This window comes from Terrabacter sp. NPDC080008 (assembly GCF_040702505.1).
Lineage (GTDB): Bacteria > Actinomycetota > Actinomycetes > Actinomycetales > Dermatophilaceae > Terrabacter.
This window is the reverse complement of sequence record NZ_JBFBLC010000001.1, coordinates 450615-467175: the sequence shown is the minus strand read 5'-3', so window position 1 is coordinate 467175 and position 16561 is coordinate 450615. Positions and strand designations below refer to the sequence as shown.

18 protein-coding genes are annotated in these 16561 nt (G+C 71.7%); 10 read left to right on the top strand and 8 right to left on the bottom strand.

What is annotated here, in order from left to right; all coding sequences use genetic code 11:
• The first annotated feature begins 39 nt into the window (after nucleotides 1–39).
• The 3 genes from AB0316_RS02180 to AB0316_RS02170 are packed head-to-tail and all read left to right on the top strand — an operon-like array spanning nucleotide 40 to nucleotide 2472.
• Nucleotides 40–879 carry an ABC transporter ATP-binding protein gene (locus tag AB0316_RS02180; protein ID WP_366270066.1) on the top strand — a complete coding sequence of 280 codons (840 nt, stop codon included), beginning with the start codon at nucleotides 40–42 and terminating at the stop codon, nucleotides 877–879.
• Entirely contained in the window at nucleotides 876–1637 is a 762-nt protein-coding gene (locus AB0316_RS02175) for an ABC transporter permease (RefSeq protein ID WP_366270064.1), read from the top strand. The genes AB0316_RS02180 and AB0316_RS02175 overlap by 4 nt, the downstream gene beginning before the upstream one ends.
• A 34-nt stretch (nucleotides 1638–1671) precedes the next feature.
• The gene (locus AB0316_RS02170) at nucleotides 1672–2472 is read left to right on the top strand and encodes a MerR family transcriptional regulator (protein WP_366270062.1); all 801 of its coding nucleotides are present in this window, start codon (nucleotides 1672–1674) and stop codon (nucleotides 2470–2472) included.
• A 12-nt stretch (nucleotides 2473–2484) separates the two neighbouring features.
• Here the strand turns inward: AB0316_RS02170 and AB0316_RS02165 are convergent, their stop codons facing one another.
• The 6 genes from AB0316_RS02165 to AB0316_RS02140 all read right to left on the bottom strand — a co-directional run bounded on the left by AB0316_RS02165 (nucleotide 2485) and on the right by AB0316_RS02140 (nucleotide 8229).
• Entirely contained in the window at nucleotides 2485–3000 is a 516-nt protein-coding gene (locus tag AB0316_RS02165) for a putative immunity protein (RefSeq protein WP_366270061.1), read from the bottom strand.
• Between the two features lie 40 nt (nucleotides 3001–3040).
• Complete coding sequence (locus AB0316_RS02160; RefSeq protein ID WP_366270060.1) at nucleotides 3041–3517, bottom strand: CoA-binding protein; 477 nt, start codon at nucleotides 3515–3517, stop codon at nucleotides 3041–3043.
• A gap of 173 nt (nucleotides 3518–3690) precedes the next feature.
• Complete coding sequence (locus AB0316_RS02155) at nucleotides 3691–4044, bottom strand: class I SAM-dependent methyltransferase (RefSeq protein ID WP_366270059.1); 354 nt, start codon at nucleotides 4042–4044, stop codon at nucleotides 3691–3693.
• The gene (locus tag AB0316_RS02150; protein ID WP_366270057.1) at nucleotides 4008–4262 is read right to left on the bottom strand and encodes a hypothetical protein; all 255 of its coding nucleotides are present in this window, start codon (nucleotides 4260–4262) and stop codon (nucleotides 4008–4010) included. The genes AB0316_RS02155 and AB0316_RS02150 overlap by 37 nt, the downstream gene beginning before the upstream one ends.
• An 84-nt stretch (nucleotides 4263–4346) precedes the next feature.
• Nucleotides 4347–6998 carry a replicative DNA helicase gene (locus AB0316_RS02145; protein WP_366271280.1) on the bottom strand — a complete coding sequence of 884 codons (2652 nt, stop codon included), beginning with the start codon at nucleotides 6996–6998 and terminating at the stop codon, nucleotides 4347–4349.
• 439 nt (nucleotides 6999–7437) lie between these two features.
• Nucleotides 7438–8229, bottom strand: a complete 792-nt coding sequence (locus tag AB0316_RS02140) for a glucosamine-6-phosphate deaminase (RefSeq protein WP_366270054.1) — start codon at nucleotides 8227–8229, stop codon at nucleotides 7438–7440.
• A gap of 141 nt (nucleotides 8230–8370) precedes the next feature.
• On the opposite strand from AB0316_RS02140, the gene AB0316_RS02135 reads away from it, so the two are divergent.
• The 6 genes from AB0316_RS02135 to AB0316_RS02110 all read left to right on the top strand — a co-directional run bounded on the left by AB0316_RS02135 (nucleotide 8371) and on the right by AB0316_RS02110 (nucleotide 12861).
• Nucleotides 8371–8646, top strand: coding sequence for a DUF2277 domain-containing protein (locus tag AB0316_RS02135; RefSeq protein ID WP_366270052.1), 276 nt, complete (start codon nucleotides 8371–8373; stop codon nucleotides 8644–8646).
• 19 nt (nucleotides 8647–8665) lie between these two features.
• Entirely contained in the window at nucleotides 8666–9286 is a 621-nt protein-coding gene (locus AB0316_RS02130) for a class I SAM-dependent methyltransferase (protein WP_366270050.1), read from the top strand.
• A gap of 108 nt (nucleotides 9287–9394) precedes the next feature.
• Entirely contained in the window at nucleotides 9395–9910 is a 516-nt protein-coding gene (locus AB0316_RS02125; RefSeq protein WP_366270049.1) for a SigE family RNA polymerase sigma factor, read from the top strand.
• A gap of 5 nt (nucleotides 9911–9915) precedes the next feature.
• Nucleotides 9916–10779, top strand: coding sequence for a hypothetical protein (locus AB0316_RS02120; RefSeq protein ID WP_366270047.1), 864 nt, complete (start codon nucleotides 9916–9918; stop codon nucleotides 10777–10779).
• A gap of 34 nt (nucleotides 10780–10813) precedes the next feature.
• The gene (locus tag AB0316_RS02115; protein WP_366270046.1) at nucleotides 10814–11524 is read left to right on the top strand and encodes a DNA alkylation repair protein; all 711 of its coding nucleotides are present in this window, start codon (nucleotides 10814–10816) and stop codon (nucleotides 11522–11524) included.
• A complete protein-coding gene (locus AB0316_RS02110) occupies nucleotides 11521–12861 on the top strand; it encodes an MATE family efflux transporter (RefSeq protein WP_366270045.1) in 1341 nt (446 codons plus the stop codon). Before AB0316_RS02115 ends, AB0316_RS02110 begins: the two co-directional genes overlap by 4 nt.
• A 36-nt stretch (nucleotides 12862–12897) precedes the next feature.
• Here the strand turns inward: AB0316_RS02110 and AB0316_RS02105 are convergent, their stop codons facing one another.
• Together AB0316_RS02105 and iolC are read right to left on the bottom strand one after the other, a co-directional pair.
• On the bottom strand, nucleotides 12898–13539 hold the full coding sequence (locus AB0316_RS02105; protein WP_366270043.1) for an MSMEG_6728 family protein: 642 nt from the start codon (nucleotides 13537–13539) through the stop codon (nucleotides 12898–12900).
• 358 nt (nucleotides 13540–13897) lie between these two features.
• Complete coding sequence (iolC, locus tag AB0316_RS02100) at nucleotides 13898–14896, bottom strand: 5-dehydro-2-deoxygluconokinase (protein WP_366270041.1); 999 nt, start codon at nucleotides 14894–14896, stop codon at nucleotides 13898–13900.
• A gap of 204 nt (nucleotides 14897–15100) precedes the next feature.
• Between iolC and AB0316_RS02095 the strand changes: the two genes are divergently transcribed.
• Nucleotides 15101–16441 (top strand): extracellular solute-binding protein, encoded by a 1341-nt coding sequence (locus tag AB0316_RS02095; RefSeq protein ID WP_366270039.1) that lies wholly within the window; start codon nucleotides 15101–15103, stop codon nucleotides 16439–16441.
• The last annotated feature ends 120 nt before the right edge of the window (nucleotides 16442–16561 follow it).

Below are 16561 nucleotides of genomic sequence, written 5' to 3'. Positions count from 1 at the left end.
CTTGACCCTGACGCAGCGTCAGGGCCCGACCCTCGTTCCATGACCACACAGAACGCCATCGAGATCGCCGGGCTCACCAAGTCCTACGGCGACCAGGCGGTGCTCACGGGCGTGGACCTGACCGTCGCCCGCGGCACCGTCCACGCGCTCCTCGGCTCCAACGGGGCCGGCAAGACGACCGCAGTGCGCATCCTCGCGACCCTGCTCCGGGCCGACGGTGGCAGCGTCGTCGTCGACGGCCACGACGTCGCCCTGGACCCGGCGCAGGTCCGGGCGTCGATCAGCCTCACCGGGCAGTTCGCGGCCGTCGACGAGGTGCTCACCGGCCGCGAGAACCTCCTGCTCGTCGGCCGGCTGCGCCGCGTCGAGCACCCCGAGCGGGTCGCGGACGAGCTGCTGGCACGCTTCGACCTCGTCGAGGCGAGCGGCCGACGGGCCGGCACCTACTCGGGTGGCATGCGGCGACGCCTCGACATCGCGATGAGCCTCGTCGGCAACCCGTCGGTCCTCGTCCTCGACGAGCCGACCACGGGGCTCGACCCGCAGTCGCGCAACGAGGTCTGGCGGACGGTGCGCGAGCTCGCCGGGAGCGGCACGAGCGTGCTCCTCACGACGCAGTACCTCGAGGAGGCCGAGCAGCTCGCCGACCGGATCGCGATCCTGCACGACGGTCGCATCATCGTAGAAGGCACCCTTGCCGAGCTCAAGCGGCTCTTCCCGCCCGCCACCGTCGAGTACGTCGAGAAGCAGCCGACGCTCGAGGAGGTCTTCCTCGCGATCGTCGGGGACGGCATACGCCCCGAAGCCTCCGACACCCCCGACGCCCGCGAGTCCCGCACGTCCCCTGACGCGAAGACCCCAGAAGGAGCCTCCTCATGACCACCCACGTCCTCGGCGACACCCGCGTGCTCACCGAGCGGTCGCTGCGCCACGTGCTGCGAAGCCCGGACACGATCGTCACCACGGCGATCACGCCCATCGCGATGCTGCTGCTCTTCGTCTACGTCTTCGGCAGCGCGATGCGGGTCGGCGGCGGCAGCTACGTCGACTACCTGCTGCCCGGCATCCTGCTCATCACCATCGCGTCCGGCGTCGCCTACACGGCGTTCCGGCTCTACACGGACGTCTCGACCGGTGTCTTCGAGCGGCTGCAGTCCATGCCGATCGCACGGTCGGCGGTGCTGTGGGGCCACGTCCTGACCTCGGTCGTGGCGAACTTCGTCTCGTTGGCGCTCGTCGTCGTGGTCGCCGTGTTGATGGGATTCCGTTCTAGCGCAGGGCTGCTCGCCTGGCTCGCGGTGGCGGGGATCCTTGCGCTCTTCACCCTGGCCCTCACCTGGCTGGCCGTGATCCCGGGCCTGACCGCCACCTCGGTCGACGGGGTGAGTGGCTTCTCCTACCCCCTGATCTTCTTGCCCTTCGTCAGCTCGGCGTTCGTGCCGACGGAGGGCATGCCGGGGCCGGTGCGCTGGTTCGCGGAGCACCAGCCGGTCACGCCGATCGTGGACACCATCCGCAACCTCTTGGCGGGCCAGCCGGTCGGCACCCAGGGCTGGGTGGCGCTCGGCTGGTGCGTCGGGCTGCTCGTCGTCGCCTACGCGCTCGCCCTGCGCACCTACCGCCGCAAGCTCGGTTGAGCGCGTCGGGACCCACGGACAGGAGAATGGTCACGTGCTCACGATCGGCCAGCTGGCGGCATACGCAGGGGTGACGGTGCGCGCGGTCCGGCACTACCACGCGAAGGGGCTGCTGCCCGAGCCGGAGCGGGACGCGTCCGGCTACCGCCGCTACGACGCGGCAGCCGTGGTCGCGCTCGTGCGGATCCGCGTGCTCGCCGACGCGGGGGTGCCGCTGTCGCGGGTGCAGCAGCTGCTCGCTGCCGGCGACGAGGAGTTCGCGGCGGCGGTCGAGGACATCGACCGCCGCCTGCGGGCGGAGATCCGCGAGCGCCAGCGGCACCGGGAGCGCATCGCGTCGCTGGCCGCGGGGGACAGTCTCGCGCTGCCGCCCGAGGCCGTCGCCTACCTGCGCCGTATGCGTGAGCTCGGCTTCCACGACCGCCTGGTCGAGGTCGAGCGGGACAGCTGGATCCTCATCGCAGCCCAGATGCCGCAGGACGTGCCGGCCCTGATGACGATCAAGCACCGGCAGATCGAGGACCCGGTGTTGCGGCGGCTCTACCTCGACCTCGGCGACCTGGCCGACAGCCCCGCCGACGACCCACGACTGCCCGAGCTCGCCGACCGGGTGGCCGCCTTCATCGAGGCGGCCGCCGCCGAGGCGGAGAACCTGGCCGAGCACGACACATACCCGCCGATCAGGCGGGAGGTGATCGAGCTGCTCGACACCGCCTTCCTCGAGTCGTTCCCCTGCGCCGCTCGCATGCTCGAGCTGCTCGAGGAGCGCGGCTGGACCGGGTGGACCGACATCCGCCGCATCGAGCCCAGGGCCGCCGCCGTTCGAGCCGGGTGAGCGTCGACGGGCTCAGGTCTCGAAGACGGACCAGCAGAGGTCGTTGCGCTGGCGCTGGTCGTCCAGGACGAGGTCGCGCACCGGCTCGGGCAGCCGGTCGCGCTGCCAGCGGCACTCCCGGCGGCCGGCCTCGTCGGCATCGCCAGACGGCACGGCGGCGCGCACTGCCTTGATGGCGTAGGCCGCGGCGCCGAGGTCGTGCGCCGCGACGTGGGCGACGCACGCGGCCTGCCCGGCGGCATACGCGGCGAAGCGGGGCGCACCGCTCAACGGTCGCGCGGCGCCCATGGCGTGGCCACCCGCGGCCCGCGCGGTCATCATCCCCACCTCGCCGCGCACCCAGGCACGGGCGTGCTCGATCGCGGCGCGCGGCCGCGGGTCGTCAGGTTGCGCGGACTCGAAGAGCGAAAGGACGTGCTCGGCGCACGCAGCCGCCCACAGTGCGAGCAGGTGGTGGTGCTCGTCGGTCAGGGTGCCCCCGCGACGGATCGTCACGAGCCTCGGGTCGGCGACGGGAGGCAGGATCACCGGTGGAACGCCCGTCGGCGCGACGTCGAGGCGCGCGTGCTCAGGTGGTGCGCGGCACGTTCCCGTTGAGGCTGAACATCCACCGCATCATCTTGTGGCCTGCGTCGGCCGTCGGGTCGAACATCAACGGACAGCCACCCGCGATGACGGTCATCCCGTGGCCGCGGCCCCACTCCGCGGCTTCCTCCGAGACGCTGCCGCCGCCGGGCCCGCGGTGCATCCACACCTGCGTGATGCCGAGCCCCGCGCACTCTTCCAGGGTGGACTGGGCGCGCTCGGGACGCGTCCCGATGACGACCGCCTCCACCCCGCCGGGGATGGACTTGAGGTCCGGGTAGGCGGTGTCCCCCTCGACCTGCTCGGTGTGCGGGTTGACGGCGTACACCACGTAGCCGCGCTCCTTGAGCCGTCGGTAGACGGCGTTGCTGCCGTGCGAGCCTGCGTTGCGGGACACCCCCGTCACCGCGATGCGCTGGTGGCTCAGGAAGTCGGCGGCGGCGTTCTTGATCGGCTGCATGGTGTCCCCTCCCCGGCGGCGCGTTGACACGCCACCCCTCGACCACCACGATGCGCCGCTGTCCGGCGTCCTGATCAGGGTCGAAGGTCCTGCCAGCGGGCGCTCGTTCCCCCGGCCGTATGCCGCCGTGACCGCCCTCGGCGTGACGGCGTCGTTCACGCTCGGTCACCTGCTCACGAAGGTCCGTCCGGGTGCCTCCGGTAGTGGTGGGACGTGCCCTGCTGGGTCGTCAGGTCGTAGGTGTCGAGGCCGACATGGTGCTCGCCGACGTGGAAGGGGACCGCCGCCTGCCCCGGCGGGAAGCGTCGGATGCCGGGGACCCAGAGCTCGATGACGAACCGCCCGCCCGGTTCCAGGTGACGGGCGGCGTTGCGGAAGCAGGCGACCTGCTCGGCCTGGGTGCGCAGGTTGCCGAGGCTGTTCCACACGAGGTAGACGAGCGAGAACCGCCCCGGCACCTCCGTGGTCGCCATGTCGCCGACGACGATCGCTATGTCGGTGGTCTTGCGGCGCAGCTGGGCGACCATCGGTTGGGACAGCTCGATGCCGGTGATCGGGATGCCGCGTGCGTGAGTGGGACGGCCACACGTCCGGTCCCGATGGCGAGCTCGAGGGCGGCTCCGGCGCCCGCCAGCTCGGCGAGGAAGTCGACTGCCGGTTCCAGCACGTCGGGCGCGAACATGAAGCTCGAGCTCTCGTCGTAGCGTTCGGCGGTCTCGGCGTCCCACAGGTCGCTGCTCGTCATCGCGCCAGACTGACTGCTGGTGCCGCTGCTGGGCCAACGCTTTTCCTCGAGGCGGCACGACGCGGCCCTCGAGGAGAGACGGACTCAGAAGTTGTTGGCCATGTTGGTGAACCGGCTGAAGTGCCCCTGGAAGGCGACGACGATCGTGTCGGTCGGGCCGTTACGGTGCTTGGCCACGATCAGGTCGGCCTCGCCCTCGCGCGGGGAGTCCTTCTCGTAAGCCGCCTCGCGGTGTAGCAGCACCACCATGTCGGCGTCCTGCTCGATCGAGTTGTGGACGGCGATGCCGTTGGCGATGAAGTTGTGGGTCCCGAGCACCGTTGCGTCGAAGACCTCCTCGACTCCGTCCGGCTCGACCGAGACCACGGTGTCCCAGAGGACGTCGTTTACGGCATACAGCTCGAGCTCTGCGCTGTCGAGCACGGCGGCCACCTGAGCCAGGCGCTCCCGCGACGGTGCGTGACGGTAGAGGGCGGAGCCGTTGTACTGGACCCCGAGGGCGGCCTGGAAGCTCCGAGTGGTCATCCCCTGCTCGGACATGACCTCGCGAACGGTGTCCCAGATCCCGACGGGCACTGTGTCGACGTTCGTATTGGCCTTGGTGTCGCGGATGATCTCGAGCAGTCGCTCTGCCTGGACGCCTCGATCGCCGTGCACGCCGATCTCCTGGAGGAAGCGTCGCTGGCTGTCGCACCCGGAGATATCCAGGGTGTAGCCGGGTCGGTAGCCCGACTTCCGCACCGTGCGCAGCCGGGTCGAGATGCCGAAGCGCAACAACAGGCGGGACAGGTCGTCGACGAGGCGGCGTGAGGTCGAGGCGTAGTAGATACGGCCGCCGCGGCCGTTCTTGTTGACGGTAACCGAACCGTCAGTGGCCCAGATGTGCCGCAGGAACAGCGCGATCTGGCGCTTGGACGCGTAGAAGAGGGACTCGGGCACAAACTTCTCGTGGCTGCGCTTGTCGAACAGGCCCAGCTCGTCGAGCCACTCGGCGATTGGGTTCCGCTTGCCGTGGGTCAGGCGGAACGGGGCCCTCAGGCGCAGGGTGCTGACCCGTGCAGCGGCGTAGTCGTCGCGGACCGCGGCGACACCGAACGTGAGCGCGGCCTTCGTGACCGCCTCGAGGTTCGCCTCGTCGATGCTGGCGTAGCGGATCGGCTGGCGCGCGAGCATCGACCCGTCCCCGAGCATGTGCGCGAGCAGGATGACTCGCGAGTCCTCCCACGGCTCGTGCCGCTCGGGCGCAGGAACGTGCCGGGGAACGGCCAGACGGTCGCCGGTGCGGAGGTCACCGAGTGCGGTCCACCCCTCGTAGGAGAGGAACGGGTGGTTCTCGGTGGCGCGAACCGTCTTGCCGGACGCGAGCGTGAGCCTGAACACCGGCTTGGTGCCGGTGGGAAAGACGTGGGTGAGATGCCGGGTGACGTAGTGCAACTTCTCGTCCAACGCCCAGACCGGTACGTCGGTGGCGCCCTCGGCATAGAGCTGGGCCAGCGAGACCTCTGCACCGGTGTCAGCTCGCATCACGCGGCTGTCAGCCGTGAGGCAGCCGGACTCGCGAAGGTCGCTCATCGCCGGCTTCTTGTCGGTGCGCTGCTCAGGGCCTCGGTTGAGCTGCGAGATCGCGATGACAGGAACCTCGAGCTCCTTTGCGAGCAGCTTGAGGGCTCGGGAGAACTCCGAGACCTCCTGCTGGCGCGACTCGACGCGCTTGCCGGAGCTCATCAGCTGGAGGTAGTCGATGACGACGAGCTTGAGGTTCTCGCGCTGCTTGAGCCGGCGACACTTCGCCCGGATCTCCATCAGCGACATGTTCGGCGAGTCGTCGATGAACAGCGGCGCGTCCGAGACCCGGCCCATCGTCGAGGCGAGGCGGGTCCAGTCCTCTTCGCGCATGGTGCCCTTGCGCATGTGCTGCAGCTGGATGCCGGCCTCGGCCGACAGCAGACGCATCGTGATCTCGGTGCGGCTCATCTCAAGCGAGAACACGACAGCCGCCATCTTGTGCTTGATCGCGGCCGACCGCACTATATCTAGGCCGATTGTCGATTTTCCCATCGCCGGCCTCGCGGCGATGACGATCATCTGGCCGGGGTGCAGGCCGTTGGTCAGGGCGTCGAAGTCGGTGAAGCCGGTGGGCACGCCGGTCATCTCGCCGGAGCGGCCGGAGGCGACCTCGATCTCGTCGACCGTGGCCTCGATGATGTCGCCGATGGCGTGGTAGTCCTCGCCGCCGCGCTTGTCGGCGACCGCGTAGACCTCGGCCTGTGCGGCGTTGACGATGTCCTCGACGTCGCCGCCGCCCTGGGCGTAGCCGAGCTGCACGATGCGCGTGCCGGCCTCGACCAGGCGGCGCAGCACGGCGCGCTCGGCGACGATCTGGGCGTAGTAGCCGGCGTTGGCCGCGGTGGGCACCGACGCGATGAGCTGGTGGAGGTAGGCCTGCCCACCGACGCGGGTCAGGTCGCCGCGCTTGGTCAGCTCGTCGCTGACGGTGATGGCGTCGGCCGGCTCGCCGCGACCGTAGAGGTCGAGGATCGCGTCATAGATCAGCTCGTGGGCCGGACGGTAGAAGTCGGTGCCCTTGAGCTGCTCGACGCAGTCGGCGATGGCGTCCTTCGACAGGAGCATGCCGCCGAGGACGGACTGCTCGGCGCCGACGTCCTGCGGCGGGAGCCGGTCGTCGGGAGGCCCACCGTCGCGGGTGGACGACGACGCGAATGCGCTCGTGCTCAGCTCGTCGAGCGACACGTGCTCCCCTTCCCCTGTTCGGCGAAATGACATCGGTGCAACCTGCTTCGCCCCAGTGAACAACGCGGCTCTGACACTGCCGCGCGGGGGTCGGCGGCGACGGGCCCTCCCCGGCCGGTCAGCCCCTCCCCAGGAGCACCCGCCCCACCGTAAGGGCGCGGCTCGGCGACGACCAACCTGAGGACCCCCCGGCCGTCCACTGCCTGTGGACAACCGGTGGACGACGACCCACGACACGCCGTCAACAGGTGTGGACAAGGTGTGTGGACAGTGTGTAAATGTGCCGCCGGTCACACCGGCCGGAGCGCGCTGACCTGCGCAGACACGCGTCCACCGGGTGTGGAGGAGAAGTTCCCTGCCCCTGTGCGTCGTCCACAGCGGTGTCCGAAATGCCCACCGAGCCTGTATGCCGTGTGCCGGCCTCTCAGAGGCCGGCGGCCGACGCGTCGTAGTAGTCCCGGTTGCGCAGCTGCGCCGCGGCCTCCTCGTCGAGCACGGCGGTCGCATCGGCGTGCCACTGCAGCACCGAGGCGGGGCACGAGGCCGACAGCGGGCCCTCCAGCGCCGCCGCGACCGCGCTGGCCTTCGCCGGCCCCGAGGCGACGAGTACGAGGCGCCGCGCCTCCAGGACGGTGCCCAGGCCCTGGGTGACGCAGTGCGTCGGCACGTCGTCGAGCCGGTCGAAGAACCGGGCGTTGTCCAGGCGGGTGCGGTCCGACAGGCGCTTGACCCGCGTCCGCGACGACAGCGAGGAGCCCGGCTCGTTGAAGCCGAGGTGCCCGTTGGCGCCGACCCCGAGGATCTGCACGTCGACCCCGCCGGCCGCGCGGATCCGGCGGTCGTAGTCGGCCGCGGCGGCGACCAGCTCCGCCTCGGTGCGGCCCGAGCCGTCCGGCACGTGCAGCCGCTCGGGCGCCAGTCCCAGCGGGCGACACACCTCGCGCAGCAGCACCTCGCGGTAGCTCTGCGGGTGCCCGACCGGCAGACCGACGTACTCGTCGAGCGCGAACCCGGTGGCGCGGGAGAGGTCCAGACGTCCGGACCGGACGGCAGCCGCGAGCTCGGCGTAGAGCCCGAGCGGCGACGACCCGGTCGCGAGGCCCAGCACCGGCCCCGCCTCCGGACGTGCCCGGCCAGCGGCGGCCAGCCCCTCGAGCACCACCTCGGCGGCGCGGCGGGCGACGTCGGCGGGCGTGGGCAGGACGAGGACCTCCATGGCGCCCACCCTCTCACCGCACGCACCGCCGGGACGCAGCCGTCCGCATACGGCACCACCGCGTCCCGAGAACGGGCAACCGGTCCACATTCCCGCCCGCTCACGCAGCCCTCCGAGCCTGCGGCGGCCTACAGTCGGACCATGTGCCGCAACATCCGTCAGCTCCACAACTTCGAGCCGCCGGCGACGAGCGACGAGGTCCGGGCCGCCGCGCTGCAGTACGTCCGCAAGGTCAGCGGCAGCACCCGGCCGAGCCAGGCCAACCAGGCTGCGTTCGACGAGGCGGTCGAGGCCATCGCCCACGCCACCGCGCACCTGCTCGAGCACCTGACGACGAGCGCACCGCCCAAGGACCGCGAGGTCGAGCGCCAGAAGGCGCGCGAGCGCAACGCCGTCCGCTTCGGCACCCCGGCCTGAGCCCGGGGGACCGACACCCGTGGGGCTCTGGGCCGAGCAGGTCACGCCCCGGCTCGTCGCCGCCGGCGAGAGCGAGAGGGTCCGCGCCCTGCGCGAGCGGGCGTGCGAGGGGCTGCGCGGCGAGGTGGTCGAGCTCGGCTTCGGCAGCGGGCTGAACGTCGGCCTCTACCCGGGCGAGGTCACCCGCATCATCGCCGTGGAGCCGTCCGACGTCGCGTGGGACCTCGGCGCCGACCGCCGCGCGCGCAGCCCCATCCCGATCGTGCGCGGCGACCTCGACGGCCAGGCCCTCAGCCTCCCGGACGAGAGCGCCGACGCCGTCCTGTCGACCCTGACCCTCTGCACCATCCCCGACCTGCCGCAGGCGCTGGCCGAGGCGCGGCGCGTGCTGCGGCCGGGCGGTCGGCTGCACTTCCTCGAGCACGGCCTGGCGCCCGACGAGGGGGTGCGACGCTGGCAGCGACGGCTCGAACCCTTCCAGATGAGGGCCTTCGACGGCTGCCACCTGACCCGTCCGATCGACCGCCTCGTCGAGGAGTCCGGGCTTGTCCTCGAGACGGTCGAGCGGGAGTACGCGTCGACCGCCGCCGTCATGTGTCCGTTCGTCTACGTCTACCTCGGTCGCGCCCGCAAGCCCTGATCCACCCATCTCCTGGGTCGTCACCCAACCGATCCGGCCCCCTCTCCGTCTGGACAGTGACGGACGCTTCGGCGACGATCCACGCAGACCAGGGGACGGGGCAGCACGATGCGCGCGAGGGCACGACGCGAAGCGGAGTTCAGCGACTACGTCGTGCGCCGGCGCAACCACCTCTACCGCACCGCGTGGCTCGTCTGCGGGGACCCGCACCTCGCCGAGGACCTCGTGCAGCAGACCCTGACCAAGCTCTACGTCTCATGGCACCGGCTGCGGGAGGAGGGCGCCGTCGACGCGTACGCGCGGCGGATCCTCGTCAACACCCACCTCGACGAGGTGCGTCGACCCTTCCGCCGCCGCGAGCAGTCAGCCCCCGACGAGCAGCTCGACCGGGCCGGCACGGCGGACCTGCCCTACGAGGACCTCGACGACCTGGGGTCCGCCCTGCGCGCCCTGGCGCCGGGGCAGCGAGCGGTGGTCGTGCTGCGCCACTACTGGGGGCTGTCCGTCAACGAGACCGCCGACACGCTGGGGATCGCCCCCGGCACGGTCAAGAGCCAGACCTCCGAGGCCATCGCGAACCTGCGGCGCGCTCTCGAACCCACGACGACCGCAGGGAAAGGATGACGGTGATGACGAGCACGATGACGGGCCCACCTGACCACGACCTCGAGCGCGCGCTGCGCGACCTGGCGGACGGCGCCGGGCTCCCGGCAACGCCCCTGGCCGAGGACCTGCGGCGCGGGCGTCGGAGCCTACGGCGTCACCGCGCGACCACGGGGGTTGGGTCGGCCGCCGGCGCGGCGGTCCTCGTGGGGGCTGCGCTGCTGGGCACCCAGGCACTCCACTTCGGCCCGAGTGCACCCGCTGCTCCGGCCTCGTCGGGGTCGACGGCTCCGAACGCCGCCACGGCGACGCCGACGTCGTCCATGACCACCCTGCCCGACTCGGCCACCGCGACGGCCAAGGCCGCTGCTCCGGCGGGTCCCCCGGCGATCGCAGCGGCCGTCGCCCGGCACCTCGACCCGCAGGAGAGGCACTACCCCGGCAAGGAGAAGCACTACGAGCACTCGTCCGGCTTCGACCGGCTCGGCACCACGTCCGCCGGCACGACCGTCCCGTGGGTCGCCGCCGACCACCGGGCGACGACCGGGGTGACGGTTCGCATCATGCGCGACACCGGTCCGCAGTGCGCCGCCACACCGGGCGAGTCGTGGGGCGTGCCCTCGTGCCGAAGCGTCCGGCTCGGTGGCGTCGCCGTGACCAAGGTGACCTTCGCCGATCCGGGCGCGAGGGCCCCGGAGTACTGGCGCCAGAACACCAAGGGGGCCTGGGTCGCGGTCGACGTCTTCCGGGTCGACGACGCGTTCCTCACCGACCCCAACGGATCGAGCGCCGTCGACGTCGACCCGTTGCCCGAGCTGGGCATCGACGAGCAGGAGATCGGCCCCCTCCTCGCCGACCCGGCTCTCGACGTCACGGTTCTCGACGGCTGACCACCGCGTCGGTGGCGCCGACTACGGTTGGCGCATGACGAGCGGCCCGCACCCCGACTTCGCGTCGCGGGTGCGGGCCGAGCTCGTCGCCCACGCGAATCCCGAGCGGGCCGCCGGGCAGCAGCGCTACATGAAGTCGGCGATGCCGTACTTCGGCCTGACCTCGCCGCAGCTCACCGCGGTGCTGCGCCCGCTGCTGCGAGACCCCGCCCTCGCGATGGGCTCGCGGGCCCAGTGGGAGGCGACCATCCGCGAGCTGTGGGACGGCGCGACGCACCGGGAGGAGTGGTATGCCGCCATCGCCCTCGCGCGGCACCGCGCCTACCGCACGTGGGTCGACAGCGACGCGATGCCTTTGTGGGAGAGACTGATTCGGACTGGTGCCTGGTGGGACGTCGTCGACGACATCGCCACGCACCTCGTGCGCGACACCCTCCTCACGCATCCCGACACCGAGCGTCTGCGCCTCCGGGAGTGGGCGGCCGCGGACTCGCTGTGGGTGCGGCGGGCTGCGATCCTCAGCCAGGTCGGCGCCGGAGAGCGCGTCGACCAGGCGCTCCTCACCGACGTCATCGAGCCGAACATCGCCGACCCGGACTTCTTCAGCCGCAAGGCGATCGGCTGGGCGCTGCGCGACCACGCCCGCACCGACCCGGAGTGGGTGGGCCGGTTCGTCGCGGCGCACCCCGACCTGTCCGGCCTCTCGCGACGCGAGGCGCTCAAGCACCTGGGGGCGCCGGCATGAGCTCGGTCGCGCCCCGGCTGGTGAGCCACCGCCGGGAGATCGTCCGGCTCGCCGTCCCGGCCTTCCTTGCGCTCATTGCGGAGCCGCTCTTCCTGCTCGCCGACTCGGCGATCATCGGCCACCTCGGCACCGCCGAGCTGGCCGGGCTCGGGATCGCGAGCGCCGCACTCGTCACAGCCGCAGGCGTGTTCGTCTTCCTCGCCTACGGCACGACGAGCGTGGTGGCCCGCCACCTCGGCGCCGGTGACGAGCGGGCAGCGGTCGGCGCGGGTATCGACGGCCTCTGGCTGGCGCTCGCCCTCGGGGCCGTGTCGGCGGCCGTCGTCGCCGTCTGGGCGCGGCCGATCAGCGCGGTGTTCGGGGCGTCGCCGGAGGTCATCGACCAGGCCACCACCTACCTGCGCATCTCCGCGCTCGGCATACCGGCCATGCTCGTGATCCTGGCCGTCACCGGGGTGCTCCGCGGCCTGCAGGACACGACAACTCCCCTGGTCGCCTCCGTCGTCGGCTTCGGCGCCAACATCGCGCTCAACCTCTTCCTCGTCTACGGGTTGCACTGGGGTATCGCGGGATCCGCGTGGGGCACCGTGCTCGCCCAGACCGGGATGGCGATCGCGCTCGTCACGGTGCTGCTCGTCAAGGCGCGGGCCCGCCACGCCCGCCTGCGTCCGCACCCGGCGCGCGTGCTCGCGGCCGCACGCACCGGCATACCCCTGCTCGTGCGCACGCTCGCCCTGCGCGCGACGATGCTCGTGACGACGTGGGTCGCCGCGTCGCTCGGCGACGTGCCGCTCGCGGCCCACCAGGTCGCCATGACGATCTGGTCCTTCCTCGCCTTCGCGCTCGATGCCCTGGCCATCGCGGGCCAGGCGATCACCGGGCGCGCGCTCGGCGCGGGCGACCGGGAGGGCGTACGCGTCGCCATGGGAACCATGGTCCGCTGGGGCGTCTGGGGCGGGCTGGCGCTCGGACTCGTCGTGGTGGCCCTGCACCAGCTCCTGCCGCCGCTCTTCACGCCCGACCCGCAGGTCCAGCAGGCGCTCGGCGCCGCGCTCGTCGTCGTCGGGCTCGGGCAGGCGGTCGCCGGCTACGTCTTCGTCCTCGACGGCGTCCTCATCGGCGCGGGTGACGGGCGGTGGCTGGCCTGGGGGATGGTCATCACGCTCGTGGCCTACCTGCCGGTGATCCTCGCGGTCCGCGCAGCCGGCCCGACCGACTCACCCAGCCGCGACGTCGTGGTGCTGTGGCTGGCCTTCACCGTCTTCATGGTGGTCCGCGGCGTCGGACTCGGCTGGCGCGCGCGGCGCGACGACTGGATGGTCGTCGGCGCCCGCTGAGGCTGCCCGCTGCGGGCGCCCGCCAGGAACTGCTCGCTACGGGTGGTCCTCGCCCTGCGAGGTGGCCGTCGCCGCCGCCTGCCGACGCGCCTCCCACGCCTTCTTCGCGGCCCGGCTGCGCCGGCGCCTGCTGGCCTCGCGCTCGCGTGCGATGCGTCGGGCTGCGGCCTCCGCACGACGGACGGCGGCCTCTTCCCGGCGCCGCTCGCGCTCGAGCACGGCCTCCGAGCGCACCGGCCAGACGTACGGCAGGTCCGGCGGCGCCTCCGGGAACGCGGCGGCGTAGTGAGCCGGGTCCTTGCGCACCAGCGAGGAGCGATGGCTCAGCTGCACAGACTCGTCGAAGAGCCACGGCGGCAGGTCGCCCGCCTCGGCCAGCTCGGCGTAGCTCCGCAGACCGTCCACCCCGACCGCGGCCAGGTCGGTCGCGATCGTCGCGGCGCACGTGTCGCCAAAGCCTCGCTGGAGCCACTCAGCGCACATCGCCAGCCCGTAGCTGCCCAGCGCCTCCTCGTAGCCCTTCCACATGAGGACGGCCGGGTGCGAGGCCCAGGCGTAGCCCGGAACCGTGAGGGCGCGCACGATCTGGATGACCTCGACCCGCTGCTTGCCCAGGCGCTTGGTGTCGAGCACCCGCGCGGTCTCGGCGAAGTCGGCGTAGGGCACGAAGGTCTGCACTCGGTCCTCCGTCCGTCGCTCGCCGGCACGCCCGGGCGGGCGCCTGCTCGGGATTGGCCATACCCCATCGACCCCTTTCCCGCGTCGGTGCCAAACCCCTCCGGTCGGGCTGCTCCACGCTCCCGGACGAGGTCTGGGTCAACTGCTACGGGTTTCCCAGCGTTCTTTAAGGTTGCGCGGTCATAGTCGTTCTCGTGAGTTGCTCCTGTGCGACTCGGTGATCTCCTCCCCTGTCGGTCACCGGGTCAAAGGGCACCCGCTCCTGCTGGTCGAGTTCGGCGACGTGACCAGCAGGAGCGGGTTTTTCTCGTTTCCGGGGCAGCGGCAGCCACGACGCAGGGTCGTCAGCGCAGGGTCGTCAGAGCGCCCCTTCGGCCACCTCGACGTCCGTGAGCCGGGCCTGGACTTCCCGCTCCGTCGGCATCGCCGTGGAGCACTCGAGCCGGCTGGCCACGAGCGCGCCAGCGACGGTCGCGAAGTGGAGGGTGCGGTCGAGGTCCCACCCGGCCAGCAGCCCGTGCACGAGCGCGCCGTCGAACGCGTCCCCGGCGCCGAGGCCGTTGACGACTGTCACCGGGAAAGCCCCCACCACGACCTGCTCCGCCTGAGTGAGGGCCAGGACGCCCCGCGAGCCCTGCGTGACCACGGCCAGCTCGACGCCCGAGGAGAGCAGGGCACGCGCCGCCCGGTGCGGGTCGGACTCGCCGGTGACGAGCTCGCACTCCTCGAGGTTGCCGACGGCGACGGTGGCATGTCGCAGCGCCTCCCGGGCCTGGCTGCGGTACTCGGCGCGGGCCGCCTCGGCAGGGTGGTCAGCATCGAGCCAGAAGGCCGGCAGGTAGCCCAGGTCGAGCACCGTCAGTGGCGCGCGACCACGCTCCTCGCGCGCGGCGACGTGGGCCGCACGACTCGGCTCACGGCTGAGCCCGGTCACGGTGGTCCAGCAGGCGCGTGCCTCGCGAATCGCCTGCAGCGGAAGCGAATCCGGGGTGATGAGCAGGTCCGGCGCGGTCGGGTAGCGGTAGAACCAGCGCGGGAACCGATCGGGCGGGAACATCTCCACGAACGTGACGGGCGTGGGGGGCCCGTCGCGGATCGTCTGCAGGAAGGCGTCGTCGACGCCGAGCTGCAGCAGCTCTCGGCGCACGAAGCGGCCGAAGGCGTCGTCGGCGGTGGCGCTGACGAGCGCCGCACGCCGGCCGTGGCGCGCTGCTGCGATCGTGACGTTGGCGGCGCTGCCGCCGAGGAACTTCTCGAAGGTGCGCACCTCGTCGAGAGTGACGCCCTGCTGCAACGGGTAGAGGTCGACGCCGACCCTCCCGATGGCGACGAGGTCGTAGGGAGTCTCGGGGGCCATGGACGCTCCGTTCGCCGGCGGTGCCTGCCCCCACCACGCTAGCGCTCCACACCTGCCCTGCCGATAGGTCACGGAATGGTAACGGCCCTTGACCGCGGTTCACGCCGCCCCCCATTCTCCTCGTGAGAGCGCTCTCACGGTCGCGGTTCCCGCACGGAGAGCGCTCCCACACCCACACTGGGGATGAGACCGAAGGAGCTCTCCATGACATCCCGTTTCAGCCGCACCGGGGCACCTCGCAGACGCCCGCGCCAGCTCGTCCTGTCCACCGTCGCCGTCTCCGCCGTCTCGCTGCTGGCCCTCTCGGCCTGCAGCTCCGGCGGCGGCACCGACGGCACCTCCACCGCGGCCGGCGGGACTGGTGCCGCGGGAGGCGGCCCGGTCACCCTCACGCTCGCGACGTTCAACCAGTTCGGCTACGAGGACCTCATCCCCGAGTTCGAGAAGACCCACCCCAACATCAAGGTCAAGCACAAGAAGGCCGCCACCTCCAACGAGGCCCGCGACAACTTCTTCACCCGACTCTCGGCCGGCAGCGGCATGGCCGACGTCGAGGCCGTCGAGGTCGACTGGCTCCCGGAGATGCTGCAGTACTCCGACAAGTTCACCGACCTGAACTCCCCCGACGTCCAGGGCCGCTGGCTCGACTGGAAGGCCAAGGCGGCCACCGACTCCGACGGCCACCTCATCGGCTACGGCACCGACTCCGGCCCCGAGGCCATCTGCTACCGCGGCGACCTGTTCAAGAAGGCGGGCCTGCCGAGCGACCGCGAGTCCGTCGCCAAGCTCTTCGGCAACACCTGGGAGAGCTACTTCGAGGCCGGCAAGCAGTTCAAGGCCAAGTCCAAGGTCCCGTTCTTCGACAGCATCGGCGCGACCTACCAGGGCATGGTCAACCAGATCCCGGCCGCCTACGAGAACCCCAGCGACGACAGCATCACCGCCACCGACAACGCCCAGGTCAAGAAGGTCTACGACCAGGTCATCCAGGCCGGCATCACCGACGGCCTCTCCGCCAAGCTGCAGCAGTGGGGCGACGACTGGACCGCGTCCTTCCAGAAGGACGGCTTCGCCACCATGCTCTGCCCCGGCTGGATGGTCGGCGTCATCGAGGGCAACGCCAAGGGCGTCAAGGGCTGGGACGTCGCCAACACCTTCCCCGGCGGCGGCGGCAACTGGGGCGGCAGCTACCTGACCGTGCCCAAGCAGAGCCAGCACCCGAAGGAGGCGCGTGAGCTCGCCGCGTGGCTGACCGCTCCGGAGCAGCAGGTCAAGGCCTTCCAGAAGGTCGGCGCCTTCCCGAGCCAGAAGGCCGCCCTGGAGAGCCAGGACCTGCTCTCCTTCAAGGTCGCCTCGTTCAACAACGCGCCGACCGGCCAGATCTTCGCCGACCGGGCCAAGGCCGTGACGGTCTCGCCGTACAAGGGCGCCCACTACTTCGCCATCAACGACGCGATGCAGCAGGCGCTGACCCGCGTCGAGCAGGGCACCTCCCCGCAGGAGTCCTGGGACAAGTGGGTCAGCGACGTCAAGGCCCTCGGCTGACCTGACCGAACCGCGGGTGGCCCGGTGACCCCCACCGGCACCGGGCCCCCGCCCGACGAGCGGAACCTGCCGTGACCGTCCAGTCCCCCGCACCCCCTCCCGCGCAGCCCGCGGGCCCCG